Annotated in this window: 25 protein-coding genes; 16 read left to right on the forward strand and 9 right to left on the reverse strand. The window is 58.9% G+C overall.

The window, feature by feature from the left end; all coding sequences use genetic code 11:
* The first annotated feature begins 5 nt into the window (after positions 1–5).
* Genes fliI through EDE09_RS01805 form a run of 11 tightly spaced genes read left to right on the forward strand, consistent with a single transcriptional unit; the run spans position 6 to position 7,428 of the window.
* A complete protein-coding gene (gene fliI / locus EDE09_RS01755) occupies positions 6–1,403 on the forward strand; it encodes a flagellar protein export ATPase FliI (RefSeq protein WP_132408559.1) in 1,398 nt (465 codons plus the stop codon).
* Between the two features lie 7 nt (positions 1,404–1,410).
* Positions 1,411–1,983 (forward strand): flagellar protein, encoded by a 573-nt coding sequence (locus EDE09_RS01760; RefSeq protein ID WP_112797270.1) that lies wholly within the window; start codon positions 1,411–1,413, stop codon positions 1,981–1,983.
* 53 nt (positions 1,984–2,036) lie between these two features.
* Positions 2,037–2,423 (forward strand): flagellar basal body rod protein FlgB, encoded by a 387-nt coding sequence (gene flgB / locus EDE09_RS01765; RefSeq protein WP_112797268.1) that lies wholly within the window; start codon positions 2,037–2,039, stop codon positions 2,421–2,423.
* Positions 2,424–2,427: 4 nt separating this feature from the next.
* Positions 2,428–2,847, forward strand: a complete 420-nt coding sequence (gene flgC, locus EDE09_RS01770; RefSeq protein WP_105370643.1) for a flagellar basal body rod protein FlgC — start codon at positions 2,428–2,430, stop codon at positions 2,845–2,847.
* A complete protein-coding gene (locus tag EDE09_RS01775) occupies positions 2,844–3,179 on the forward strand; it encodes a flagellar hook-basal body complex protein FliE (protein ID WP_105370644.1) in 336 nt (111 codons plus the stop codon). The genes flgC and EDE09_RS01775 overlap by 4 nt, the downstream gene beginning before the upstream one ends.
* Positions 3,180–3,197: 18 nt before the next feature.
* A complete protein-coding gene (flgG, locus tag EDE09_RS01780) occupies positions 3,198–3,986 on the forward strand; it encodes a flagellar basal-body rod protein FlgG (protein WP_105370645.1) in 789 nt (262 codons plus the stop codon).
* Positions 3,987–4,046: 60 nt separating this feature from the next.
* Entirely contained in the window at positions 4,047–4,487 is a 441-nt protein-coding gene (gene flgA, locus EDE09_RS01785) for a flagellar basal body P-ring formation chaperone FlgA (protein ID WP_245505065.1), read from the forward strand.
* Positions 4,488–4,519: 32 nt separating this feature from the next.
* A complete protein-coding gene (locus EDE09_RS01790) occupies positions 4,520–5,599 on the forward strand; it encodes a flagellar basal body P-ring protein FlgI (protein WP_245505066.1) in 1,080 nt (359 codons plus the stop codon).
* The gene (locus tag EDE09_RS01795; protein ID WP_105370648.1) at positions 5,596–6,153 is read left to right on the forward strand and encodes a MotE family protein; all 558 of its coding nucleotides are present in this window, start codon (positions 5,596–5,598) and stop codon (positions 6,151–6,153) included. Before EDE09_RS01790 ends, EDE09_RS01795 begins: the two co-directional genes overlap by 4 nt.
* Positions 6,150–6,869, forward strand: coding sequence for a flagellar basal body L-ring protein FlgH (gene flgH, locus EDE09_RS01800; protein WP_112797261.1), 720 nt, complete (start codon positions 6,150–6,152; stop codon positions 6,867–6,869). Before EDE09_RS01795 ends, flgH begins: the two co-directional genes overlap by 4 nt.
* A 40-nt stretch (positions 6,870–6,909) precedes the next feature.
* Positions 6,910–7,428, forward strand: coding sequence for a flagellar basal body-associated FliL family protein (locus EDE09_RS01805; RefSeq protein ID WP_132408561.1), 519 nt, complete (start codon positions 6,910–6,912; stop codon positions 7,426–7,428).
* Positions 7,429–7,533: 105 nt separating this feature from the next.
* Here EDE09_RS01805 and EDE09_RS01810 read toward each other — a convergent pair whose 3' ends face one another.
* The 8 genes from EDE09_RS01810 to EDE09_RS01845 form a co-directional block, all read right to left on the reverse strand.
* The gene (locus EDE09_RS01810; protein ID WP_105370651.1) at positions 7,534–8,313 is read right to left on the reverse strand and encodes a cephalosporin hydroxylase family protein; all 780 of its coding nucleotides are present in this window, start codon (positions 8,311–8,313) and stop codon (positions 7,534–7,536) included.
* 39 nt (positions 8,314–8,352) lie between these two features.
* The gene (locus EDE09_RS01815; protein WP_132408563.1) at positions 8,353–9,156 is read right to left on the reverse strand and encodes an NAD-dependent epimerase/dehydratase family protein; all 804 of its coding nucleotides are present in this window, start codon (positions 9,154–9,156) and stop codon (positions 8,353–8,355) included.
* Positions 9,153–9,641: an acyltransferase gene (locus EDE09_RS01820; protein WP_132408565.1), complete on the reverse strand. Its 489-nt coding sequence runs from the start codon at positions 9,639–9,641 to the stop codon at positions 9,153–9,155. Before EDE09_RS01820 ends, EDE09_RS01815 begins: the two co-directional genes overlap by 4 nt.
* A gap of 55 nt (positions 9,642–9,696) precedes the next feature.
* Positions 9,697–10,920, reverse strand: coding sequence for a class I SAM-dependent methyltransferase (locus EDE09_RS01825; RefSeq protein WP_207914802.1), 1,224 nt, complete (start codon positions 10,918–10,920; stop codon positions 9,697–9,699).
* A complete protein-coding gene (locus tag EDE09_RS01830) occupies positions 10,917–11,477 on the reverse strand; it encodes a dTDP-4-dehydrorhamnose 3,5-epimerase family protein (RefSeq protein WP_132408569.1) in 561 nt (186 codons plus the stop codon). Before EDE09_RS01830 ends, EDE09_RS01825 begins: the two co-directional genes overlap by 4 nt.
* On the reverse strand, positions 11,474–12,556 hold the full coding sequence (rfbG, locus tag EDE09_RS01835; RefSeq protein WP_112797255.1) for a CDP-glucose 4,6-dehydratase: 1,083 nt from the start codon (positions 12,554–12,556) through the stop codon (positions 11,474–11,476). Before rfbG ends, EDE09_RS01830 begins: the two co-directional genes overlap by 4 nt.
* Positions 12,538–13,311, reverse strand: a complete 774-nt coding sequence (rfbF, locus tag EDE09_RS01840) for a glucose-1-phosphate cytidylyltransferase (protein ID WP_105370657.1) — start codon at positions 13,309–13,311, stop codon at positions 12,538–12,540. The genes rfbG and rfbF overlap by 19 nt, the downstream gene beginning before the upstream one ends.
* Before the next feature lie 88 nt (positions 13,312–13,399).
* A complete protein-coding gene (locus EDE09_RS01845; RefSeq protein ID WP_105370658.1) occupies positions 13,400–14,641 on the reverse strand; it encodes a glycosyltransferase family 2 protein in 1,242 nt (413 codons plus the stop codon).
* Positions 14,642–15,004: 363 nt separating this feature from the next.
* Here EDE09_RS01845 and fliP point away from each other — a divergent pair, with 363 nt between their 5' ends.
* Positions 15,005–15,742, forward strand: a complete 738-nt coding sequence (fliP, locus tag EDE09_RS01850) for a flagellar type III secretion system pore protein FliP (protein ID WP_105370659.1) — start codon at positions 15,005–15,007, stop codon at positions 15,740–15,742.
* Between the two features lie 34 nt (positions 15,743–15,776).
* Here the strand turns inward: fliP and EDE09_RS01855 are convergent, their stop codons facing one another.
* Positions 15,777–17,714: a glycosyl transferase gene (locus EDE09_RS01855; protein ID WP_162712257.1), complete on the reverse strand. Its 1,938-nt coding sequence runs from the start codon at positions 17,712–17,714 to the stop codon at positions 15,777–15,779.
* Between the two features lie 330 nt (positions 17,715–18,044).
* Between EDE09_RS01855 and EDE09_RS28825 the strand changes: the two genes are divergently transcribed.
* The 4 genes from EDE09_RS28825 (at position 18,045) to EDE09_RS01875 (ending at position 23,979) form a co-directional block, all read left to right on the forward strand.
* On the forward strand, positions 18,045–19,316 hold the full coding sequence (locus EDE09_RS28825) for a flagellin (protein WP_105370661.1): 1,272 nt from the start codon (positions 18,045–18,047) through the stop codon (positions 19,314–19,316).
* A gap of 256 nt (positions 19,317–19,572) precedes the next feature.
* Entirely contained in the window at positions 19,573–20,844 is a 1,272-nt protein-coding gene (locus tag EDE09_RS01865) for a flagellin (RefSeq protein ID WP_105370662.1), read from the forward strand.
* A gap of 253 nt (positions 20,845–21,097) precedes the next feature.
* The gene (locus EDE09_RS01870) at positions 21,098–22,366 is read left to right on the forward strand and encodes a flagellin (protein ID WP_105370663.1); all 1,269 of its coding nucleotides are present in this window, start codon (positions 21,098–21,100) and stop codon (positions 22,364–22,366) included.
* Between the two features lie 329 nt (positions 22,367–22,695).
* Entirely contained in the window at positions 22,696–23,979 is a 1,284-nt protein-coding gene (locus EDE09_RS01875) for a flagellin (RefSeq protein WP_105370664.1), read from the forward strand.
* Positions 23,980–24,218 lie beyond the last annotated feature (239 nt).

Consider the following 24,218-nt stretch of genomic DNA (forward strand, 5'->3'; position numbering starts at 1 on the left):
CCACCATGATGGAAGCGGCTATCCTCGATGCAGTCAACGGCGGCAAGCTTGCGCAACTTGCAGGGCTTGTAGGGCGCTATGCCAACCCTGCCTTTTCTGTCGCGCATGGTGGTCATGTCAGGACCATCGCCGCAGGACACTATACCGTTGCCGGCCTTTCGAAGCATGTGCGGCTTGGCGAATTCGTCGCTCACCGCAGTGCGACCGGTATTCATCTGGGCGAGGTCGTTCGTGTCGAGCCGGATATCGTCTATGTCAGCCCGATCGAGCCGGGCGAACCGATCGGCATCGGAGACACCGTCATCCGCAAAGGCGCTTTTCGGGTCGCTCCGGACGATAGCTGGTGCGGCCGGACGATCAGCTCGCTTTGTGAGCCGATCGACGGCAAGGGGCCGATCTCCAAAGGTCACAATCCCCGTTCGATCGCCAACACCGCGCCACCCTCGATGACGCGCAGCCGCGTCGAGACTGGTTTCAAGACCGGCGTCAGGGCAATCGATATCTTCTCGCCGCTCTGCCTCGGTCAGCGTCTCGGCATCTTTGCCGGTTCCGGTGTCGGTAAATCGACTTTGCTGTCCATGCTTGCTCGGGCCGATGCCTTCGACAAGGTGGTGATCGCGCTGGTCGGCGAACGTGGCCGCGAAGTGCGTGAATTCATTGAGGATACGCTTGGCGACAACATGGCGAAATCAATCGCCGTCGTCGCGACCAGCGATGAAAGCCCGATGCTGAGGAAAATGGCGCCGCTGGTTGCCATTACGATTGCGGAGCACTTCCGGGATCAGGGCGACAACGTGCTGTTCATCGCCGACAGCGTGACGCGTTTTGCCCATGCCATTCGGGAAGTCGCCGTCGCGTCGGGCGAACCGCCGATCGCCCGTGGCTATCCGGCGTCGGTGTTTACGGAATTGCCGCGCCTGCTGGAGCGCGCGGGTCCGGGCGTCGAGGGAACGGGCACGATCACCGCGATCATCTCGATCCTCGTCGACGGCGATAACCACAATGACCCGATTGCGGACTCTACCCGCGGTATTCTGGACGGGCATATCGTGCTCGACCGTTCGCTTGCAGAGGAAGGGCGCTATCCGCCGATCAATCCGCTTGCCTCAATCTCACGTCTGGCCCGAAAGGCGTGGACGGATGACCAGGAAAAGCTGGTCGCACGTCTGAAATCGCTCGTGCATCGCTACGAGGAAACGCGCGACCTGCGCCTGATCGGCGGTTATCGCGGCGGCAGCGATCCGGACCTCGACATGGCGATCAAGCAGGTGCCGGTCATCTATGAGGTCCTGAAACAGACGCCGGGGGAAAAGCCGGCTCTCGACGCCTATGCGGACCTGGCGAACGCACTGCGGGCTGCTGCGGGGCAGGGCACTCCGCCATCCGCCATAGCAAGAAGGTGATTGTGGGATGAGCGACTTACACCACGAAGACGAGGCTGTACCTCCGCACAGAACGCCAAAGGCCGCCTCGCGGCTTGGCGACAAGATCCTGATTGCCGTTGGTGTGGCGCTTGCAGCGGCCTCCGCTTCTTTCCCCTGGTATGTCTTCTTCAACGAGGAGAAGTTCGGCATCCGCACCACGGAGCTCGGACGCACTCGTGACCTGCCTCCTGGCGCGGGACGTCCAGTCGTCAATGTCTCGCCGCTCGCCATGACGGACAGCTCCAAGGAGGACTGGCCGGCTCCACCCGAACCTACCGATGCTCTGACGACCGCCACCACCTCATCGGTGGGCGAAGCGCGTGACAGGGGTGCTTTTCGCGAAGAGCAGCCGTTTCCGGGAAAGAGCGGCTTCAAGCTGCTGCATGTCGCCAACGGCCGTGCTTTGATCGAGGACGGCGCGGGCATGTACATGGTCCGCGTCGGTTCGATCCTGCCCGATAACAGCAAGCTCGCCACGCTCGAGCAGCGTGACGGCAAATGGGTGATCATCACATCCACGGGACAAGTCTATCAGGACACGCAAACGTCGCGACCGTAAGTCCGACGCAAGGTTACCAGCCTAGGCTTCAGGCAAATAATGGAGAGAAGCCTATGCAACCGATTCAGCTCTTTGAAATGGCATCACGTCAGGCCGAGTGGCTTTCCGTGCGCCAGGAGGTGGTTGCAGGCAATATCGCGAACGCCAATACGCCGAAATATAAGGCGAAGGACGTATCGCCCTTCGATGCCGTCCTCGAGCAGACATATGTTCCGATGGCTCGCACCCATGCCTCCCACTTCGCTGCAAACAACATCAGCGACGAGGTCGAAATCAAGGAATCGGAACTGAACGAAGAGATCGGCGTCCAGGAATCCGGCAATACCGTCTCGCTGTCCGAAGAGCTGTCGAAGACGGGTGAAATCAAGCGCCAATACGAACTGAGCACAGGTCTGGTGAAGTCGTTTCACAGCATGATGCTGATGATAGTTAAGAGGTAAGCAAATGGATCCGCTTTCAGCCTCGCTGAAGATCGCTGGATCGGGAATGGAAGCACAGGCGACCCGCCTGCGTATCGTTTCCGAAAACATCGCCAACGCCCGCTCGACCGGAGATACGCCCGGTGCGGACCCCTACCGTCGCAAGACGATCACCTTCGGTGCCGAACTCGACAAGGCAAGTGGCGTCGACGTCGTGGAGGTCGAGAAGCTCGGCGTCGACAATTCGAAATTCGCTCTGGAATACGACCCGGGCAACCCGGCTGCAGACGAGAAGGGCATGGTCAAGATGCCCAACGTCAACATGCTGATCGAGATGGCGGACATGCGCGAAGCCAATCGCTCCTACGAAGCCAACATCCAGACCATCAAGCAGACGCGCGAATTGATCGCTGCGACGATTGACCTTCTGAAGGCCGGACAATGATCGAAAAGATTCAAAATGTTAGCTCTCTTTCGCTCGGCAACGGCATCGATGAGATCGGCTCCACGACGGGATCGGCGCTCGGCACGACATCGCTGACGCCCGGCGAGAATACCGGCATGAACTTCGCCCAGGTTCTGGGCGACATGGCGACCGACACCATGAACAGTCTGAAGGGCGCCGAAGCCATGTCCTTCAAGGGGATACAGGGCAAGGCGAACACCCGTGAAGTCGTCGATGCGGTGCTGGAAGCACAGCAATCGCTTCAGACGGCCATGTCGCTCCGCGACAAGATCGTCTCGGCCTATCTCGAAATCACGAAAATGCAGATCTAAAGTTTTGAGGACGAAGACATGAGAGCGCTTTCCGTCGCAGCAACGGGCATGGATGCCCAGCAGACCAATCTCGAAGTCATCGCGAACAACATCGCCAACATCAACACCACGGGCTACAAACGCGCGCGTGCCGAGTTTTCCGATCTGCTTTATCAAAGCGAGCGGGCCCAAGGCGTTCCGAACCGTGCCAACCAGGCGATCGTGCCGGAAGGCGCCAATATCGGTCTTGGCGTGCAAACCTCCGCCGTTCGCAACATCCACACCCAGGGTGAACTGTCGCATACGGAAAACGACCTCGACGTCGCGATCGTCGGCCGCGGCTGGTATCAGGTCCAGTCTCCGGACGGCACGACGCTCTACAGTCGCGCCGGCGCCTTCAACAAGAATGCGCAAGGGCAGCTCGTCACGATCGACGGTTATGCGATCGTGCCGAACATCACCTTTCCGGCGGATGTGAGTGAAACCCAGATCACCCGTACCGGCCAGGTCATGGTCCGCGTCGGTAGTTCCAGCGATTTCACCGAAATCGGTCAGTTGACGGTTGCCAACTTCGTGAACGAGGCCGGCCTCCAGCCGCTCGGCGACAACCTGTTTGCACAGACCGCGGCATCCGGCGAGCCGATCGTTGCCGCGCCGGAAGATCCGGGCTTCGGTTATCTGAAGCAAGGTTATCTGGAATCGTCGAACGTCGATGCCGTCAAGGAAATCACCGACCTGATTTCAGCCCAGCGTGCTTACGAGATGAATTCCAAGGTCATTACCACCGCGGATGAGATGGCGCAGATCGTCAGTAAGAACCTGAAATAATAACAGGAGACGGGAGACATGAGGTTTCGCCGGAAGAATGCGATCGGGGCCAGGCTGGCTATGCCTTTGCTGGCTGCTCTCCTTGCCGGAGCGGGTTCGCCCGCTCTTGCCGGAATGGGAACGGCGGTCGTGCCGACCTCGACCATCTATCCGGGCGAGGAAATTTCCGCCGGCAAGGTCGAAGAGGTCGAGGTCACCAATCCGAATCTCTCGGGCGATTACGCCCGCTCCTCCCAGGAAGTTGTCGGCATGGTAGCCAAGCGTACCCTGCTGCCGGGGCGAACCATTTCGGTCTCTGCGTTGCGCGAGGCCTTTGCCGTGACGCGGGGTTCCTCTGTCCGCCTGACCTTCTCAATCGGCAACATGACCATCTCGGCCTCGGGTTCGCCGCTTGAGAATGCCGCGGTCGGCGATGTCATCCGCGTGCGCAACACCGATTCGGGCGTCACGGTCAGCGGCACCGTCATGGCTGACGGCACGGTACAGGTGATGGCGAAATGAAAAAGAACTGGCTATTCCCCGCTCTTGTCCTGATGGGATCGCTTCTATGGGCGGTGCCGGCATCCGCCGATAACGCGCGCATCAAGGATATCGCCTCACTGCAGTCCGGCCGCGACAACCAGCTTATCGGTTACGGCCTCGTCGTCGGTCTTCAAGGGTCCGGCGACAGTCTGCGCTCCTCTCCATTTACCGATCAGTCGATGCGCGCGATGCTGCAGAACCTCGGCATCTCAATGCAGGGCAGCCAAGCGAACGCCAAAAACGTCGCCGCTGTCATGGTGACGGCGAACCTGCCGCCCTTCGCAAGTCCGGGCAGCCGCATCGACGTCAATGTCAGTTCGCTCGGCGATGCCACCTCTCTGCGGGGCGGTACCCTAGTCATGACTTCGCTTTCCGGCGCCGACGGCCAGATTTATGCGGTCGCCCAGGGCGCCCTGATCGTTTCCGGCTTTTCCGCCCAGGGCCAGGCCGCGACGCTGACCGAAGGCGTTACGACTGCCGGCCGCGTTCCAAACGGTGCCATAATCGAGCGTGAACTGCCGTCCAAGTTCAAGGATTCGGTCAACCTTGTCCTGCAGCTGCGCAATCCAGATTTTTCGACAGCGGTGCGAATTGCCGATACCGTCAACGCCTTTGCGTCCCGCCGCTACGGCGGTCCGGTTGCGGAACCGCGCGACAGCCAGGAAGTCATTGTCCAGAAGCCGAAGTCTGCGGACCTGACCCGTCTGATGGCCGAGATCGAAAATCTGGTGGTCGAGACCGATACCCCGGCAAAAGTTGTCGTCAACGAGCGCACCGGCACGATCGTCATCGGGGCGGATGTCAAAGTATCCCGCGTGGCGGTGAGCTACGGCACCCTGACCGTGCAGGTCACAGAAACACCGCAGATCGTTCAACCTGAGCCTTTCTCCCGCGGCGAGACCGCAGTTCAGGAGCAGACGGACATCATGGCTATGAAGGATGGCGGGCAGGTCGCGATCTTGAACGGCCCTGATCTGCGGACCCTTGTGGCCGGCCTCAACAGCATCGGCGTCAAGCCGGATGGTATTATCGCCATCCTGCAGGGCATCAAGTCTGCCGGTGCCCTTCAAGCGGAGCTCGTCCTGCAATGACCGAGACCCTGTTCACCATATCCGTGTCAAAGACGCTTGCACGACGTGTCCTGACGGCAGCGGCGGTCCTTACCCTAGTCTCGCAGGTGGGTGCGCAACAGCCGGCGACGATTTCTGAAGCGTCCACCAACGACGAGATCCAGAAGTTCTGCACCAACATCGCCGATGCGGCCCGGGACCAGCGTTATCTGCTGCAGAAGCAGGAGCTCGAAAAGCTGCAGGCGGACGTGGACGCCCGGATAGAGGCGCTCGAGCAGCGCACCGCCGAATACCAGGACTGGCTGAAGCGCCGCAACGACTTCCTTGCGCGCGCCCAGGCTGGCCTCGTTGATATGTTCAAGACCATGAAACCCGACGCTGCGGCTCCGCAGCTCCAGGAGATGCGAATGGAGATTGCCGCGGCGATCATCATGCAGCTCCCGGCGCGTCAGTCCGCTCTTTTCCTGAGTGAAATGGATCCGGAAAAAGCCGGCATGATCTCCACGATCATTTCCAGCGCAACCGATCCGAATACCTCGAAAGCACGTCCCAATACTCCGAAAGCGCCCTCATGACGAAACGCATTCAAGCCATCATGGCCGTTCTCTTTCTGGCCGGTTGCCAAAGCCAGACGATCAGGGAGATCGGCAATGCGCCGTCGATGAGTCCGATCGGCAGCGGCCTGCAATATGCGCAAACGCCGCAGATGTCCTCCTATCCGAAGCAGCCGCGGCAGCTTGCAAGCGGCTATTCGCTCTGGAGCGACAGCCAGGCGGCGCTGTTCAAGGATGCACGTGCGCTGAACGTCGGTGACATCCTTACGGTCGATATCAAGATCAACGACAAGGCGACCTTCGACAACGAGACCGAACGCAGCCGCACCAACTCGACCGGGCTGAAATGGGAGCTCGGCGTGAGCAACCTCTTCGGCTGGACCCCGGAAGCAGAAGCGACCGGCGACCTTGGGTCGAACTCGAGCACGGATTCGGAAGGAAAGGGCAAGACCAAGCGGTCCGAATCCCTCAAGCTGCTGGTCGCAGCGGTGGTCACCGGCATTCTCGAGAACGGCAATCTCCTGATCAGCGGTTCCCAGGAAGTCCGCGTCAACCACGAGATCCGCATCCTGAACGTCGCCGGCATCGTGCGGCCGCAGGATGTCGATTCGCAGAACACGATCTCCTACGACAAAATCGCCGAAGCCCGTATCTCCTACGGCGGCCGCGGTCGTCTGATGGAAGTTCAACAGCCTCCGGTCGGCCAGCAGGTGGTCGACCTGTTCTCGCCCTTCTGACGGTATCGTATAGAGATCTCATTTTGAGGGTTTGAAGACCATGGCGGAAGAAGCACAGGCAGGCGAAGCCGGTGGCAAGAAGAAGGGTGGCTCCGTGATGCTGATCGCGGGCCTTGCCGTCCTCACGCTTGTCGGCGCCGGCGGCGGCTGGTTCGTCGGCAAAATGATCGCGCCCAAGGATCCGGCGGTCGAAGCGCAGCATGAAGAAGCCGCCACTGGCGGCGAACATGGCGAAGGCAAGAAGGAGGAGGGACTGCCTCATATCTCCACGGAAGCCGCGGGTGTCGTTCTCCTCGAGCCGATCACCACCAATCTCGCCTATCCGTCCGAGAACTGGATCCGCCTCGAGGTGGCACTAGCGTTCAAGGGCGCGCCGGAACTGCCGCTCGCGGAAGATATCCATCAGGATATCCTCGCCTATATGCGCACCGTCTCGCTGCAGCAGATCGAAGGGCCGCGCGGCTTCCAGTATCTGAAGGACGACCTTCAGGAACGCGTCGATCTTCGCTCGCAAGGCAAGGTCAGCAAGATCATGCTCAGATCCTTCGTGGTGGAATAACGCCATTCCACTATCGACGACAAAACCGGCCTGACATCGTCAGGCCGGTTTTGTTTTGTCCAAGGATACCCTTCCGGATGTTCCGGAAGGGCTGTGAAGAGCGGACTATCGCACCCGCTTCAGGAAACCGTCGGGAGCGACGGTGACGAGCAGCTTGTTTTCGACGGATTTGTCGATCTCGAATTCCGGATGGCTTTTCAGATACTCGAACACGGCGGTCTTCGGATTGTCGCCGGGGTTCCAGGGGCGATCCTTGAAGAAATCGCGCGGCAGGTCTTCGACAAAGGTATCGAACACCGCGCAATAGCAGCCGGGCGTCACGAGTGGTGCATAGGCTTCGAGCTCGGCAAGCACGTGTTCGTGAGTATGCATCGAATCAAGGCAGACCATCACCCGCTTGTAGGGAGCCGCGGCTTCGCGCACCGCATCGACGATCTCCTTTGCGACCGACGATCCTTCGAACATCTGGATGCGGCTTGCCATCGGATGGGTCTCGATCGCCTCGCGATTATGGGTGCGGATGTCGATATCGATGCCGATCACCTTGCGATCTGATTTCTTGGGATCGATCGTCGTGCCCGCTTCAATGGCATCGCACATATCGAGCAGCGCAAGCATCGACGCGCTAAGGATCAGCGAGCCGCCATGGGCAATGCCCGTTTCGATCACAAGGTCGGGGCGGGTCGCCCAGATGAGCTCCTGGATCGCCTGCATGTCCTGCGGATACTGAATGATCGGGCGCCCGAGCCAATCGAAGTTATAGACATACCGCTTGGCCATGGACATCTCGCGCCAGGCAGAGCTTAGCCCAAGAAATTCCTGATCATTGGCATAGCCTTCCGCGGTCGCCCTGCGCTCCTGCTGAAATTGTTCGATCGGGTTCATGTGTGTCTACCTTCTCTATCGTGCGCCTTGCAGCAACTATTACGCTGCTTCGCGGTTGAGGACCAATGGCAAGAAATCGAGGACGGGCGAGGGCGTAAAACCGAATTCGTCTTTGATCCTGGCCGTGGAGATCGGTGGGAAACTGGTGGTCGGGGCATTCTCGTCGACGGCGAAGGAACAACCCGTCGCATTGGCGATGGCAGAAACCCACGCCCGATGGCTGAGATCGGTGCCGCTCGCCACATTATATATTGCCTGCCTGCCTGCGATGGCGATCTCGGCCAGCAGGCGGGACACGTCATCGATCCAGATATAGTCTTTCGCAGAATCGAGCGCGGTGCGGAGCTGAATATGGCCTTGCCGTGCTTCCCGGCAAAGCTCGCCGACAAATGTGTCAGAACCCGCTTCGTTCGGGCCTACGACATTGGAGAGCCGCGCGATGCGTACGCCCGGCCGCCCTGACGACAGGCAGATCGATTCCCCGGTCATCTTGGAAAGATTGTAGAGGTCGGAAGGGTTGAAAGGGTGTGCGGAAAGCAGGCCGTCTTCTAGCGTATCGCTGCTGTTTGCGTAGATCCGGGTCGAGGAGAGATAGAGGAACGATTGGAAATCGGCATCGCGCAGGAGGTTTGCTGCAAGCGTCACATGCGCTTCGATCGTATCGAAAGGACGGGTACGGAAATCTGCCGTTAGCCCGATGGCGTAGATGCAGTGCCCCAGATCTCCACGCGCTTCGCCAAAATTGTCCCGCGAAACGGGCATTACCTCGTAACCGGCCGCGCGCAGAAACCGTACGACGTGCCGTCCGACAAATCCCGATGCGCCGAGAACGGTGAATCTCATTCGCGATGCCCCAGAACCTTGAGCGGATTGCCGCCGACGATCGTATAGGGTGCGACTTCCCCCCGAACGATCGAGCCTGCCGCGATCACGCAGCCCTTGCGCAGGTGTGCACCATCCAGAATCACCACATTGGCACCGATCCAGACATCGTCCTCGATGCGGATGCCGCCCCGGGTCGGTTGAAAGCCTTGTTCGCGAATCAGGCGATCCTTGTCCTTGAAGGCATGGTTTACGGGCGCGAAGGTGCAGTTGGCCGCAACGAGCACATGATCGCCGAATTCGATGCCATTGCCGGTATAGAAGACGCAGCCGCTATTGATATAGCAGAACCGGCCGAACGTGAGATCGCCACTGCCGCCGGCGGGCTTGATCTTGACGAAACTGTCGATCACGCTGTTCTCGCCGACCACGATCCTCGTGCCGCGCGTCGAATCCTCGATATCCGCAAGTGAGCTTACTCGTGCTGACGGGTGGATTTCGATCACGGTTCTTACCTTCGTGAGTTTCCGTTATCCCTGCTGAGGGAGACGGAAAGCGGCGTTACTGAATTTTCAGATCCGGCACGGCGGTGACGAATTTGGTGCCCTGCTCGGCAAGAGTCGCCAGCTGCTGACGAACCTCCGTCGCGATGTTCCAGGGCAGGATCAAGACATAGTCGGGCCGCCGCTCGGAGATTACGTCCGGATGGAGGATCGGGATATGGCTGCCCGGCATGAACTTGTTCTGCTTGGCCGCCGCTGCATCGCAGACGAAGGGCACCAGGTCCGGCTTGACGCCCGCGAAGTTGAGGAGCGTGTTTCCCTTGGCGGCAGCGCCATAGGCCGCCACCGTCTTCCCGGCGCGTTTGGCTTCGATGAGGAAGGCGAGGGCGTCGTTCTTGACCTTCTCGGCCTTCACCTGGAAGTCCGCGTAGACTGCGGAACTGCGTAGGCCTCGTGTTTCTTCCTCGGCAAGCAGTGTCGTGACGGCGTCGGTCGTCTGACGCGGATCGTCCGCATGGCATCCATAGACGCGCAGACTTCCGCCATGGGTCGGCAACTCCTCGACATCGAACACCCGCAGACCGGCGCTTTCGAAGATCTTTCCGACGGTGAACAGGGAAAGGTAGGAGAAATGTTCGTGATAGACGGTGTCGAACTGGTTCTGCTCGATCAGCCGCATGACATGCGGAAATTCGAGCGTGACCGTGCCGCCGGCCTTGAGCGCCGCCTTGATCCCCTTGGTGAAATCGTTGATGTCGGGCACATGCGCGTAGACGTTGTTTCCAAGGATAAGGTCCGCGCCTTTGCTTTCATCGGCGAGCCGCTTGCCGAGTGCTTCCCCGAAGAATTCCCGGAGCACCGGTATCCCGAGCTTTTCAGCAGCCTCGGCCGTGCTGTCGGTCGGTTCCACGCCGAGGCAGGGAATGCCGGCCGCCACGAAGTTCTTGAGCAGGTATCCATCGTTCGAAGCGACCTCGATGACCATGCTCTGCTGTCCAAGACCGAGACGCCTGGTGATCATCTCGACATAGCGCGCCGCGTGGGCGAGCCAGCTCGAGGAGGCACTCGAGAAATAGGCGTATTCGGGGCTGAACAGCGATTCGGCAGAGGCGTAATCCTCCGTCTGCACAAGCCAGCACTCCTCACAGACCTTGAGCCGCAACGGGAAATAGACTTCCGGCTTGGAAAGGTCCTCTGCCGCCAAATAGGCATTGGACGGCGGCGCGAAGCCAAGATCGAGGAAGTCGCAGCGAAGCGCGCTACCGCAGTGGCGGCATTTCATGAGATCAGTCCTGTAAATTGCTCTGTCAGATATGGATGGTTTCGGTCCCGCTCCGACATCTCGGTGACAGCTAGCGGCCAATTGATATGGAGCGTTGGGTCTTGTGAATTCAGTGCGCCTTCCGAGCCGGGAGCATAGGGCACCGAATGAAGATAGAGAAGCTCGCAATCATCGGTCAGCGCCTGGAAGCCGTGCGCGAAACCCTCGGGGATCAGAAGAGAGCGACGGTTGCCCTCCGACAGTTCTTCGGCGTGCCATTTCAGGAAGGTAGGTGATCCCGCCCGCAGGTCGACGGCCACGTCAAACACCGCGCCGCGGATGCAGTTGACCAGCTTCATTTCCGAATGCGGCGGTTGCTGGAAATGCATGCCGCGCAAGGTGCCTTTGCGTGCCGTCATAGTGAGATTGATCTGGGCAATCGGTTTGATCCAACCGGCAGTCGCCAGCTCCTCCGCGCAGAACATGCGCGACAGGAAGCCTCGCGAATCACCGAGGTTCTGCCGCTGGACGAGCTTCAAGCCGGCGAATGGCAGATCGGTGACTGTAAAGCGGCTCAAGGGCGTGCCTCGTATTCGGCGATTTCGGTTTCGCAGAGCACGCGCGCATCGGCGCCATCCCGCTGCGCGCGATACCACTTCATGGTCCGGTCGACGGCCTCTGTCAGCGACCAGCGCGGCTCGATATCCAAGATATGCCGCGCCTTGGCTGTTTCCAGTGCAAGCCAACCGGCCTCGTGCGGGCCTTCCGTGCCGTCGCCATAATGCACATCGCCGCGGCCGTAGGAGGCGCGGGCAATCTCGATGATTTCACGGACTGCCGCAGCTTCGTGGCTGACCGGGCCGAAGTTGAATGCGTCACCCAACGAAGGATCGCGCCAGAGCCGTTCGGCCAATATGAGGTAGGCTGACAGCGGTTCAAGGACGTGCTGCCAGGGGCGTTTTGCCTCCGGCCGCCGCACTTGCAATACACTGCCCGACTGCCAGGCACGGACTGCATCCGGTAATAGCCTATCCGCCGACCAGTCGCCGCCGCCGATGACATTGCCGGCCCGAGCACTGGCGACTGCTACGCCTTTTTCCCGCAAAAACGAATCCCGATAGCTCGAAATCACGATCTCGCAGGCGGCCTTGCTGGCGCTATAGGGGTCGTGTCCGCCGAGATGGTCGGTTTCCCGATAGGGGAAGGCGTGCTCAAGATTGCGATAGACCTTGTCGGTGGTGATCGCCACGACGACGCGTGCCGTTTCCACGAAGCGAATTGCCTCGAGCACGTTTGCTGTCCCCAGCACGTTGGTTGCGAATGTGCCGATCGGATCCTGATAGCTCGGACGAACCAGGGCTTGGGCTCCGAGATGCAGAATGATCTCAGGTGAAGCCGCTTTAACCAGTTCGGCGAGCTTCCCGGCGTCCCGGATATCCTGGAAATGACTTGCAGCAAGATCGGGACGGGCAAGGGTGAACAGGTTCGGCTGGGTTTCCGGAGGCAAGGAAATGCCGGTCACCTCCGCACCGAGCCGCTTCAGCCAGATGGAAAGCCAGGCGCCTTTGAAGCCCGTATGTCCTGTGAGAAGGACCCGCTTGCCTGCCCAGAAGCCGGGGTTCGGGAGTGCGCCTCCGGTCACGGCCAGATCTTCCACGGTGCATCTCCAGATGCCCAGAGCTCTTCGAGAAGATTCTTTTCGCGCAACGTATCCATCGGCTGCCAAAAACCTTCATGCTCATAGGCCATCATTTCGCCCATCGCTGCCAATGTGGACATAGGCGCCGATTCCCACGGCACGTTGTCCCCTTCGATGAGTTCGATGCATTTCGGCGAAAGTACGAAGAAGCCGCCATTGATCAGGCCGCCATCGCCCCGCGGCTTTTCCACAAAGCCGGTCACCTGATTGCCGGAACGCTCCAGGGCGCCGTAGCGGCCCGGAGGATGAACCGCGGTGACCGTTGCCATCTTCCCGTGGGTGCGATGGAACTTCACCACCTCCGTGATATTCACGTCGCTTAAACCGTCACCGTATGTGAAGCAGAAGCTCTCTTCGTTGCGGAGATATTCCTCGACGCGTTTCAGGCGGCCGCCGGTCATGGTGGCTTCGCCGGTGTCGATCAGCGTCACTTTCCATGGATCGGCACTGCGGCGGTGAACCTGCATTTCGTTGTAGGCCATGTCGAATGTCACGTCCGACATGTGCAGGAAGTAGTTCGCGAAATACTCCTTGATGACATATCCCTTGTATCCGCAGCAGATGATGAACTCGTTCACACCATGGGCGGAATAGAGTTTCATGATGTGCCACAGGATTGGGCGGCCGCCGATTTCGATCATCGGCTTGGGCCGGAGATGTGTCTCTTCCGAAATGCGGGTCCCTAACCCACCGGCCAAAATAACAGCTTTCATTCTTTCTCTCCCTGCCTGCAGGGGGCGGGATCCGCTCCCTCGATCGAGATCCCGCGATATCCTGTCAGCCTTTTTCGGGCCGGCTATCTTACAAGAGGATGGTCTGTATCAAGTCTTCCTGGGCAAATACAAGGTTGGGCTCGTATCCCTGCTCCAGATAACGGTCGCGCTGTTCGGGCGAAAACACCAGGACGGCCGTCTTGCTGATGAAATCCTTGGTCGGTTCCACGGGATCATCGATGATCTCTATCCGCGCTGGGAAGTTCACCTTGCGGATTCTTTCCTTGAGGATGATCGTGTCGAGGAAGCCGTGCAATATCAGGTTTTCGATGCCGCCGGCAGCGTTGACCTGCCAGGCAAGCGTTTCGAGGGCGGCTGCGAGCATGAGCCCGTCGCGCGCCGCAACCACTTCGGGATGCTTGTCCAGTCCACCGAAGACGATGCGGGTGTAGATTTCATAGGCCTTGACGAATTGCCGCGACGCGACCAGCAGCCGGAGCGCCACGGTCATGCGGATCAGCGTGAACATCCGGCACATATATTCCTGGGTGAACTTGTCGTTGTCGTCCCGGGAGATCTGCCCGCGCTTGATGCCGAAGTAGAGGAAATACTCCAGGCCGCCGCGATACTGGTCCCAGCCGGACATTGCGATTTCGTGGCCGCCCTGGGGGCGGTCGCGGCCGATCTCGGAACGAATCACCTGCCGGTAGAATGGCTGCTTCAGGAATGCGATGTCGCCCTGATCCAGGAAATGCGCCAGAAGCGGGAAGGCATAGAAGCAGATGTCGCGTGGCACCCAGGTCGTCCTGAGCGCGCTGGTGCGGAATACGGCGATTTCCGGGAATATGTGCTTGTTGTAGATGAAGTTGAATACCTCACCGAAACTGCGCTGGCGGAAAATGGTATCTTCCTCGAGCTGATAGAAGATATCCATGTCCTTTTCGAGGATACCGTCATAGGTCCACCACGGGGCGTGGCACACGTTGACGGTGGGATTCTCGTCCATGAACTTCAGCGCGTTGAGGAGACCTTCGAAGATCAGGCGGTCGTCATCTGCCACGTACACGGAATATTCGCCGTGGGCGCGTCTATACGTCCCGTTCACGTTGACGAACGGGCCGTTGTTTTCCGCCCGCAGATAATAGCGGATCGGCAATTCGGCCGAGAGCTCTTGAACCACCTCGCCGGTGTTGTCGGTGGATGCATTGTCCGAAATGATGATCTCATAGGGAAAGTCGAACTGAAATTCCTTGATGCGCCCCAGGCATGCGCGCAGATGAGCAGCGCGATTGTAGGTTGGGATGCAGATGCTGAGCTTGATGGAATTCACTTAGATTTCCTCGATCGGGGGTTTCAAGCCGCCTGGTCTGTCGCTGACCGGAAGCGGCTTGGCGATGTTGATATGATGCAGGACTGCGGCAAGTTCTCGCTGCGTCGCGATTTACAGCGGCAGTATTTCCACAACTGATTCGTGTTCAGGCTCCCGCCATCATGAGATTTCTGAGCAGACGCTAACGGTCGAGACTTGTGCAAAACTGAAGCCTCACGGGATCTCGAAACAGAGACGAACCGGGGTCGATCGGCCAAATACGGCCATCTTCCTGTTCACGACCGCAGGTACGGGCCGGTAATCTGTTGACCGCGGTTGGCGAGGGTGACTATCGAAGGGAGTGTAAAGGACCCTCATGATCGCATGATTCGGCTGATCTATCTGCTCGTCGCGCTGATCGCGACACCCGGGCTTGCGCTCGCCCAACAATCACCTGCGGATCTTCTCAATCTGCCGGTGGATGGTTCCGCTGCTGCTTGGATCATCCGTACCTTCGGGCTTTTGACGGTCCTGTCGGTCGCGCCCGGCATCCTGATCATGGTCACAAGCTTTCCGCGCTTCGTGATCGCGTTTTCGATTCTCCGATCAGGTATGGGGCTTGCTACGGCACCCTCCAACATGGTGCTGATCTCGATGGCGCTGTTCATGACGTTCTATGTCATGTCGCCCACATTTGATCGCGCCTGGAACGAAGGTGTCCAGCCGCTTCTTCAGAACCAGGTAACGGAAGCGGAGGCGGTGCAGCGAATTGCCGAGCCTTTTCGGGTTTTCATGTCCGCCAATACCAGAGACAAGGACCTGGAGCTTTTTGTCGAGATCGCTCGCGAGCGGGGCCAGTCGGTCGGCACTCCTGAGGCGATCGACTATCGCGTCCTGATCCCCGCTTTCATGCTGTCGGAAATCCGGCGCGGCTTCGAAATCGGTTTTTTGATCATCCTGCCCTTCCTGGTGATCGACATGATCGTTGCTGCCATCACCATGGCGATGGGCATGATGATGTTGCCGCCGACATCGATCTCACTCCCTTTCAAGATTCTCTTTTTCGTCTTGATCGACGGCTGGAACCTGCTCGTGGGAAGCCTTATCCGGTCCTTCGGGTGATAGAGAAATGGCGGGGACGGCCCCGCCATTTTGTTTACGCGGTGCGTGTGCTGAAAGGCGCCTCACGCGGAGGTAGGGCCGGAACCGCAAAATGGTCCGGCTTCAGCTTGGCCTTTGCCCGGTCGACCATCATTTCATAGCCCGTTTCCAGATGACGGCAGAAGCGCTCCGCATCGAAGAGCGGTTTGATGAAGCGGTTCTCCTCAAGCCGTGTGCGGATTTCTTGAAGCTCTTCCCGGTTCTTGAAATAGTGCACGGCGCGGTTCACGTAGTCGTCGGTCGTGTCGCAGACCATTTCCGGAAGGCCGACGGCGTTGAGCAGGCTCTCGCTAACGCGCGAGGCGAAGTTCACGCCCTTGAAGGTCAGCATCGGCAGACCGCACCAGAGTTTTTCGGACGTGGTGGTATGTCCGTTGTAGGGATAGGTATCCAATCCGAGGTCTGTAAGCGCGATGCGGTCGAGATATGCGGAATAATCCAGCACACGGTCACCGAAAAGGATGCGCTCGCTGGCGATGCCGGCGTCAGTGAAGCCCTTGAGCAGGTTCTTGCGCGATCCGAAGGTTTCCTTGCAGATCAGGAAGAGGTAGCTGCCGGGGGTCGCCTTGAGAATGCGGATCCAGAGATCGAGCGTTGTCCGGCTGATCTTCCAGTGGGTATGGAAGCACGAGAAGATGAAGGCGTTTTGCGGCATCCGGCACATGCTGCGATCGATCTTCCTGGGCAGCGACCGGTGGATCGCATCATTCGGGAAGAACGTCTCCGGCATCCAGCAGATCTTTTCATAGTAATTCGGGAAAGATGTCTCAGGCACGACGGTGCGGTCGGCAATCAGGTAGTCGATGTCGACGTTGACCACGGTGCCGGGATATCCAAGCCAGGTCACATGAACGGGCGCTGTCAGCTGGTTCATGATCGGGACGCGGGTTTCGGCGGTATGGCCCTGGAGATCGACCAGGATGTCAATGTTCGCGGCCTTGACGGCCTCCACCGCTTCGTCGTCCGTCATGTTGCGGATGGAAACGATGCGCCCCCAGTTTTCGCGCACGGCGGCATTGCTGTCCTTAAGGGTCTTCTCGCTGGCATTGCAGAAGAGCGTGATGTCGAACTTGCTGCGGTCATGTGCTTCGAGAACGCCGCGGAAGGCCTTCATCACCGCATGGTCGGTCCATAGGTCGGCCGAAAGGTAGCCGACGCGGATCTTGTCGCCCCAGTTATGCGGCATCGCATGGCGTCTGGCGGTGATGCCCGCAGGCTTCCTGACCCGCGCAGCGCCTGCGATTGCGTTGACCTTTTCATTGGTGCACCAGCGGATATTGTAAAGCGAGATTTCGTCGAGGAAGGGCTCGATCCGGCCTGCCGCGATTTCCTCTTCGAGGATCGGGTCGTATTTGTCGATGACCTCGTAGTTGTTCACATCGCGCATGATCGTGAGGTAGTAGTTGCGCAGGATTTTGTCTTCCGGCTCGCGCTCGAAGGTATCGACGATGAGCTTGTGTTCGGCTTCCGTCCTGGTCGCAAGACGGATCGAACGGATCGAGAAGCGGCGGTGCTCGGCATTGTCGCTTTCGGCGAGCGTTTTCTGGAACGCCTCGATGCCGTCCATCTCCTGGCGCATCAGTGCGCCGGACATCAACATCGCCATGTCCGGGTCGGCAAGGGCCTCGTTGAGGATCTTAGCGCCGATGCGCAAGAGGCTGATGTCGTCGTTATTGGCGAAGTGAAGCCGCATCGCCTCGCGAAGATATTTCAGCCGATGACGGGATTCCTGTTCGCCTGCGAGCTGGAACGCCTGTGCGGCCTCCGTCTTCATGCGCAGCTTGACCAGCGTCGCGCCCAGCAATGCGTAGTGCCTCGGATCCTTGTCGACGTCCAGCAATCGGTTCAGGATGCCCAGCACGTGATAATATTCGGCCTTGTCGAAGCTCTTTTGGGCGGCCACATATTCCCGTTGTGTCTTCAGGCTTTTCAAGTCTTCGCACTCCAAATCATAGCCGCACAGCCGCAAGGGCGGAGCGGCCTCCTTGCTCATGATGACCGGCGAAGCTTGCTTGAAGCCGTCCTGTTGACGGAGGGGAAGGGCGATAACCGCCCGTTAACCATGGGAACAGAGGGCCTGACGCTGGAACCCGAATTAAAGAACTTGGCAAGGATTGGCTGCCAGATTTCTCCTCACACGACGGGTTTGGTATCTCTTCGCTGAAGGAACCGAGTTGGCATGATGCCGGACCGAAGTGACCGGTATATTTTTTAGCCCGGTATGTCCCCCCACAGTATTTCGTTCAAAGGGACAACTTGAATCATGGCAAGCATTCTTACCAACGTTAACGCAATGGCCGCTCTCCAGACGCTGCGGTCCATCAGCTCCGACATGGAATCCACGCAGAGCCGTATCTCCACCGGCCAGCGCGTCGGTTCGGCTTCGGACAACGCAGCCTACTGGTCGATCGCAACCACCATGCGTTCGGACAATGCCGCTCTTTCGTCCGTCCAGGACGCTCTCGGCCTCGGCGCCGCCAAGGTCGACACCGCATATTCCGGTATGGAAGCTGCGATCGAGGTTGTTCAGGAAATCAAGAACAAGCTCGTAACCGCCGGCGAATCCAGCGCCGACAAGTCGAAGATCCAGGAAGAAATCACCCAGCTGCAGCAGCAGCTGAAGAGCATCACCTCTTCGGCTTCCTTCTCCGGTGAAAACTGGCTGCAGGCCGACATCAGCGGCAAGACCAACGCTGTAACCGGCGTCGTCTACGCTTCTGACGACATCGCCAAGCAGATCGTCGGCTCCTTTACCCGCGACGCTGAAGGCAACGTTTCGGTCAAGACCGTCAACGTCACGCTCAACGAATCGAACGTTCTGTTCGACCTTTCGGGTGGCGATGCCGGCATCCTCGACGCAAACTTCCTGAAGGGCATGCGCACGGTTACCGACTCTCTCGGTGCCGATCGTTACGCCAAGGTCAACACCGCGGCCATGAACGACACCACCGCTGTCTGGAGAGACATCGGCGGCGACGTATGGCAGAAGGGCAATACGCTCGGCGCTTACACCGACGGTTCGAACGGCACCTACCTGATGAAGGTCGGCGGCGGCTTCGTCGATGCGGTCTTCAGCGCAACGGCCAACGAATATCAGGTCAACACCAACGCCCTGATCGCCACCAACGCTTCGATCACGCTCACCTCGGGCCTCTCGGTCGCCGAACTCGATATCACCAAGCTTGACGACTACCGCAAGGCTGGTGATTCCAAGAACCTCGGCATGGGCGACGGCACCAACGTCTCCGACGATGACTTGATCGCTGCTCTGACCTCGTTCGTCGACAACCAGCTCGAAAAGATGACGAGCGCCGCTGCAAAGCTCGGTGCAGTCTCCAAGCGCATCGAGATGCAGGGAGACTTCGTCTCCAAGCTCTCCGACTCGCTCGATAGCGGTGTAGGTCGCCTGGTCGACGCCGACATGAACGAAGAGTCCACCAAGCTCAAGGCCCTGCAGACCCAGCAGCAGCTGGCGATCCAGTCGCTTTCGATTGCCAACTCGGACTCGCAGAACATCCTGTCGCTCTTCCGTTAATCGAAACAGGCGAAATGGCGCGGAGGCTGACCGCGCCATGGACCCGGAAAAGGGCCGCGTCCGAATTCGGACGCGGCTTTTTTATTTTTCTAAATCGGCTTCAATCTTCATTAACTATATTGAGGTTACCTAGAGCCATCGAAACGGTGAGTTAACCAAACAAATTAACTGGTTAGCAAGCATGATGCTGCCCTCCGTTCCCCGGTGTTTCCGGAATGTCCCTTTTCGTAATCAGCCACTCAAGGGGCACTCATAAATGACTAGCATTCTCACCAACATTGCAGCCATGTCTGCACTCCAGACCCTGCGCTCGCTCAGCTCCGACATGGAGAAGACGCAGGCTCACGTTTCCTCCGGTCTGCGCGTCGGTTCTGCTTCCGACAACGCTGCTTACTGGTCGATCGCAACCACCATGCGTTCGGACAACGGCGCTCTCTCTGCCGTCCAGGACGCTCTCGGCCTCGGCGCCGCTAAGGTCGACACCGCTTATGCCGCCATGGAATCGGCGATCGACGTCGTCCAGGAAATCAAGAACAAGCTCGTTGCCGCTTCCGAACCGGGCGTCGACAAGTCCAAGGTCCAGGAAGAAATCACGCAGCTGCAGCAGCAGCTGAAGAGCATCACCTCTTCGGCTTCCTTCTCCGGTGAAAACTGGCTGCAGGCCGACATCAGCGGCAAGACCAACGCTGTTACCGGCATTGTCTACGCTTCTGACGACATCAACAAGCAGATCGTCGGTTCCTTCACCCGCGATGCCGAAGGCAACGTTTCGGTCAAGACCGTCAATGTTGTGCTCAACGAAACGAACATTCTGTTCGACCTTTCCGGTGGTGACGCCGGCATCCTCGACGCCAACGCTCTGAAGGGCATGCGTCAGGTTCAGGACTCCCTCGGTGCCGATCGTTACGCCAAGGTCAACACTGCGGCCTTGAACGACACCTCTGCTGTCTGGAGAGACATCGGCGGCGACGTATGGCAGAAGGGCAATACGCTCGGCGTCTACAGCGACGGTTCGAACGGCACCTACCTGATGAAGGTCGGCGGCGGCTTCGTCGATGCAGTCTTCAGCGCAACGGCCAACGAATATCAGGTCAACACCAACGCCCTGATCGCCACCAACGCTTCGATCACGCTCACCTCGGGTCTGTCGGTTTCCGAACTCGACATCACCAAGCTTGACGACTACCGCAAGGCCGGTGACACCAAGAACCTCGGCATGGGCGACGGCACCAACGTCTCCGACGAGCAGCTCATGGACTACCTGATCTCCTTCACGGACGGTCAGCTCGAGAAGATGACGAGCGCTGCTGCAAAGCTCGGCTCCATCTCCATGCGTATCGGCATGCAGGAAGACTTCGTCTCCAAGCTCTCCGACTCGATCGACAGCGGTGTCGGCCGCCTCGTCGACGCCGAAATGAACGAAGAGTCCACCAAGCTCAAGGCCCTGCAGACCCAGCAGCAGCTGGCGATCCAGTCGCTTTCGATTGCCAACTCGGACTCGCAGAACATCTTGTCGCTCTTCCGTTAATCGGAAAAGCAACAGAAGCTTATCGCTTGAAAGGCCGCGCCCTCCGGGGCGCGGTTTTTTTTATATGTTCTCCATTTTTTATTAACTTCGGTAAAGACGGTTTAACCTTTGTTAACCATTTGCCCCTTAACTGGGCTCATCGAAACGAAGGGTTAACCAAGACGAAAAAGAGGTTAACAGGCATCAGGCCGAGCCTTCGTTCACCGGTGAAATCCGGAATGTCCCTTTCTTCTAGCCAATCAAGGGGCACAAGATGACCAGCATTCTTACGAATACCGCAGCTATGGCTGCACTCCAGACCCTCCGCTCGCTCGGCGTCGACATGGAAGATACGCAGAAGCGCGTTTCCACCGGCCTGCGCGTCGGAACCGCTTCCGACAACGCCGCCTACTGGTCGATTGCGACCACCATGCGTTCGGACAACGGTGCACTTTCTGCCGTCCAGGACGCTCTCGGTCTCGGCGCTGCCAAGGTCGACACCGCTTACGCCGCCATGGAAACCGTCGTCGACGTCGTCACCGAGATCAAGAGCAAGCTCGTTGCCGCCTCCGAAGCCGGTGTCGACAAGTCGAAGATCCAGTCGGAAATTTCTCAGCTGCAGGACCAGCTCCGGAGCATTGCTTCTTCCGCTTCCTTCTCCGGTGAGAACTGGCTGCAGGCGGATATCGGTGGCCGCACCAATGCCACGACCGGCGAGATCTATGCGAGCGATCCGGTTCTCAAGCAGGTGATCGGTTCGTTCACTCGCGACGCCAACGGTAATGTTGCCGTGCAGCCTATCCCGATCAAGCTCGACGAAACCACGGTTCTTTTCGACCTTTCCGGTGGTGACGCAGGCCTACTCGACGCCAACATGCTCAAGGGTTTCCGCGATGTTCAGGATACTCTCGGCAACGATCGCTACGCCAGGATCAACACAAATGCGATGAGCGACACCACTGCCAAGTGGGTGGAAATCGGCGGCAATGTCTGGGCGAAGGCCGATACCAGCGGAAACCTGCTGAGCGGCACCAACGCGGACTACCTGATCAAGATTGGCGGCGGCTTCGTCGACGCTGTCTACAACGGCACGGCCGGCGGCTACGACATCGACACGAACGCCCTCGTCGCCACCAATGCATCGATCACCTACACCAAGGGGGTTTCGGTCTCCGAACTGGACATCACCACGCTCGACGACTATCGCAATAGCGCGTCTGCGACCTACCTCGGCATGGGCACGGACGTCGATGACGCCTTCATCATGGATGCCCTGATTTCCTTCGTCGACGCCCAGCTTGAAGCGCTCACCAGCACGACGGCAAAGCTCGGCTCGATCTCAATGCGCATCGAAATGCAGGAGGACTTCGTCTCCAAGCTCACCGACTCCATCGATAGCGGCATCGGCCGTCTCGTGGATGCGGACATGAACGAGGAATCGACCAGGCTCAAGGCCCTGCAGACCCAGCAGCAGCTTGCGATCCAGTCGCTCTCGATCGCCAACACCAATTCCGAGAATATTCTGTCGCTCTTCCGTCAGTAAGCGGCGCTCTTGGCTAGGAGCGGTTCGTCCCGCTCTGACACGGCAGCAGCAATATTCAGGAAAGAAAACCGCGTCTCGAAGGAGGCGCGGTTTTTCCCATTTCGCCGTGTGGCTTGCGCGAAACCTGCACGACCGTCGGGCGAAGGCCTCGACGGCGCTTTAACAGCTTGCCAATTCAGGATTGCCTTTGATAACTGTCGCGTTAACGATTTGTTAAGAACGACAGGCCGCCCCCATCACTGATGTGGAGAGGCGGTAAGCATGATGCCTCTCGTCGTTTCCGGTGAACTACTCCGGATCCCTCAGAATATCTGACCGAGGCACGGCCAATGACGAGCATCCTGACCAATACTGCCGCGATGGCGGCACTGCAGACCCTGCGCGGAATCGACCGCAACATGGAAATCACCCAGGCAAGGGTGTCTTCCGGCATGCGGGTTCAGACGGCTGCAGACAATGCCGCCTATTGGTCTATTGCCACGACGATGCGTTCCGACAACCACGCACTGTCGACGATTCAAGACGCGCTTGGACTCGGTGCGGCAAAGGTGGATACCGCCTACGCCGCAATGGAAAGCGCCATCGATACGGTCATGGAAATCAAATCCAAGATCGTCGCTGCCTATGGCGTCGGCGCCAACCGCAACAAGATCCAGGAAGAAATCACCCAGCTTCAGGAGCAGTTGAAGAGTATTGCCGATTCCGCCACCTTCTCCGGCGAGAACTGGCTCCAGGACTATGTCAGCGATGGCGGCACCAACGCCCAGGAAAAGCCAGTCGTAAAACAGGTGGTTGCGTCGTTTACCCGAACCGCATCGGGTGAAGTCGCCGTCAAGACCGTCGATTATACGTTGGATTCGAGCACCGTTCTATTCGATCTGAACGGCGGAAAGATTGGTATTCTTGATTCCTCCGTCCGCTTTGTGGCCGAAACCGAGACGGCCGTCACCGTCGTCACCACGAATGCCGGTGTCTCGACCGAAGCAGACTACGCCGTTCCATTCTTCACCGAAAGCCAGTTGACCGCATTGGGTGCCGACACCAACGTTGCCGACGCGCGCATCTATACGGTGGGTGGCAACTCCTACATGAAAGTTGCCGAGGGCCAGTGGGCCCGGGTCACGACGACAGACCCTGCCACGGCACCGGCAGTCACAACTCCTGTTCACCAGAATGGGGGTACGAGTTACTACTTCGTTGTTTTACCCGCCAATAACCTCGACAATCGTAAGCTCGATATTTCGGTCGTATCCGTAAATCTGGACAAGTTGGCCGATGTTGCGTCACAGATGAACACGATGGTGCCGGGTTCTGCTCCCGATAATGAAGCTGTGCTCGACATGCTGGAACGGTTCCTGGACAAGCAGCTCCTGGCGATGACCAGCGCGGCGTCCAGTCTCGGTTCGATCCAGAAGCGTATCGACCTGCAGGAAGGTTTCGTCGCCTCCCTGACGGACGTGATCGACAAGGGTGTCGGCCGTCTGGTGGATGCGGACATGAACGAGGAATCGACCCGCCTCAAGGCGCTCCAGACCCAGCAGCAACTCGGCATACAGTCGCTCCAGATCGCCAACACCAACGCCGAAAACATTCTCCAGCTGTTCCGGCAGTAACACGTCGGGATCGATCCGTTTGATGTCTCGCCGAGCCGGTCGTTTGAGGTTGACGCGATGCGCCATCTTCATCCTCGCGCAAGTTTGATTGCCTACCGTTTCGCTACGATCCGGAGGATTTTGCGAGATCCTGCTGCGGATGAATGAACAGCAACTTTATCGGGATGATACGATGATTGCAGCGGCGACATTTGGCTTCTTCCGCCCGCTCATGACGAGCGGCGCGCGAAGGAGCGTGG

The sequence above is a fragment of the Neorhizobium sp. S3-V5DH genome (assembly GCF_004343065.1).
Taxonomy (GTDB): Bacteria; Pseudomonadota; Alphaproteobacteria; order Rhizobiales; family Rhizobiaceae; genus Neorhizobium; species Neorhizobium huautlense.

Coding starts and splice junctions, on each gene's coding strand:
- EDE09_RS01865 (WP_105370662.1), top strand. CDS start 19,573: ATGACTAGCATTCTCACCAACATTGCAGCCATGTCTGCACTCCAGACC.
- EDE09_RS01875 (WP_105370664.1), top strand. CDS start 22,696: ATGACGAGCATCCTGACCAATACTGCCGCGATGGCGGCACTGCAGACC.
- flgB (WP_112797268.1), top strand. CDS start 2,037: ATGCAACCGATTCAGCTCTTTGAAATGGCATCACGTCAGGCCGAGTGG.
- EDE09_RS01760 (WP_112797270.1), top strand. CDS start 1,411: ATGAGCGACTTACACCACGAAGACGAGGCTGTACCTCCGCACAGAACG.
- fliI (WP_132408559.1), top strand. CDS start 6: ATGATGGAAGCGGCTATCCTCGATGCAGTCAACGGCGGCAAGCTTGCG.
- flgG (WP_105370645.1), top strand. CDS start 3,198: ATGAGAGCGCTTTCCGTCGCAGCAACGGGCATGGATGCCCAGCAGACC.
- EDE09_RS01810 (WP_105370651.1), bottom strand. CDS start 8,313: ATGAACCCGATCGAACAATTTCAGCAGGAGCGCAGGGCGACCGCGGAA.
- EDE09_RS01775 (WP_105370644.1), top strand. CDS start 2,844: ATGATCGAAAAGATTCAAAATGTTAGCTCTCTTTCGCTCGGCAACGGC.
- EDE09_RS01825 (WP_207914802.1), bottom strand. CDS start 10,920: ATGAAATGCCGCCACTGCGGTAGCGCGCTTCGCTGCGACTTCCTCGAT.
- EDE09_RS01815 (WP_132408563.1), bottom strand. CDS start 9,156: ATGAGATTCACCGTTCTCGGCGCATCGGGATTTGTCGGACGGCACGTC.
- EDE09_RS01805 (WP_132408561.1), top strand. CDS start 6,910: ATGGCGGAAGAAGCACAGGCAGGCGAAGCCGGTGGCAAGAAGAAGGGT.
- flgH (WP_112797261.1), top strand. CDS start 6,150: ATGACGAAACGCATTCAAGCCATCATGGCCGTTCTCTTTCTGGCCGGT.
- EDE09_RS01795 (WP_105370648.1), top strand. CDS start 5,596: ATGACCGAGACCCTGTTCACCATATCCGTGTCAAAGACGCTTGCACGA.
- EDE09_RS01790 (WP_245505066.1), top strand. CDS start 4,520: ATGGGATCGCTTCTATGGGCGGTGCCGGCATCCGCCGATAACGCGCGC.
- flgC (WP_105370643.1), top strand. CDS start 2,428: ATGGATCCGCTTTCAGCCTCGCTGAAGATCGCTGGATCGGGAATGGAA.
- EDE09_RS28825 (WP_105370661.1), top strand. CDS start 18,045: ATGGCAAGCATTCTTACCAACGTTAACGCAATGGCCGCTCTCCAGACG.
- fliP (WP_105370659.1), top strand. CDS start 15,005: ATGATTCGGCTGATCTATCTGCTCGTCGCGCTGATCGCGACACCCGGG.
- EDE09_RS01870 (WP_105370663.1), top strand. CDS start 21,098: ATGACCAGCATTCTTACGAATACCGCAGCTATGGCTGCACTCCAGACC.
- flgA (WP_245505065.1), top strand. CDS start 4,047: ATGCCTTTGCTGGCTGCTCTCCTTGCCGGAGCGGGTTCGCCCGCTCTT.
- rfbF (WP_105370657.1), bottom strand. CDS start 13,311: ATGAAAGCTGTTATTTTGGCCGGTGGGTTAGGGACCCGCATTTCGGAA.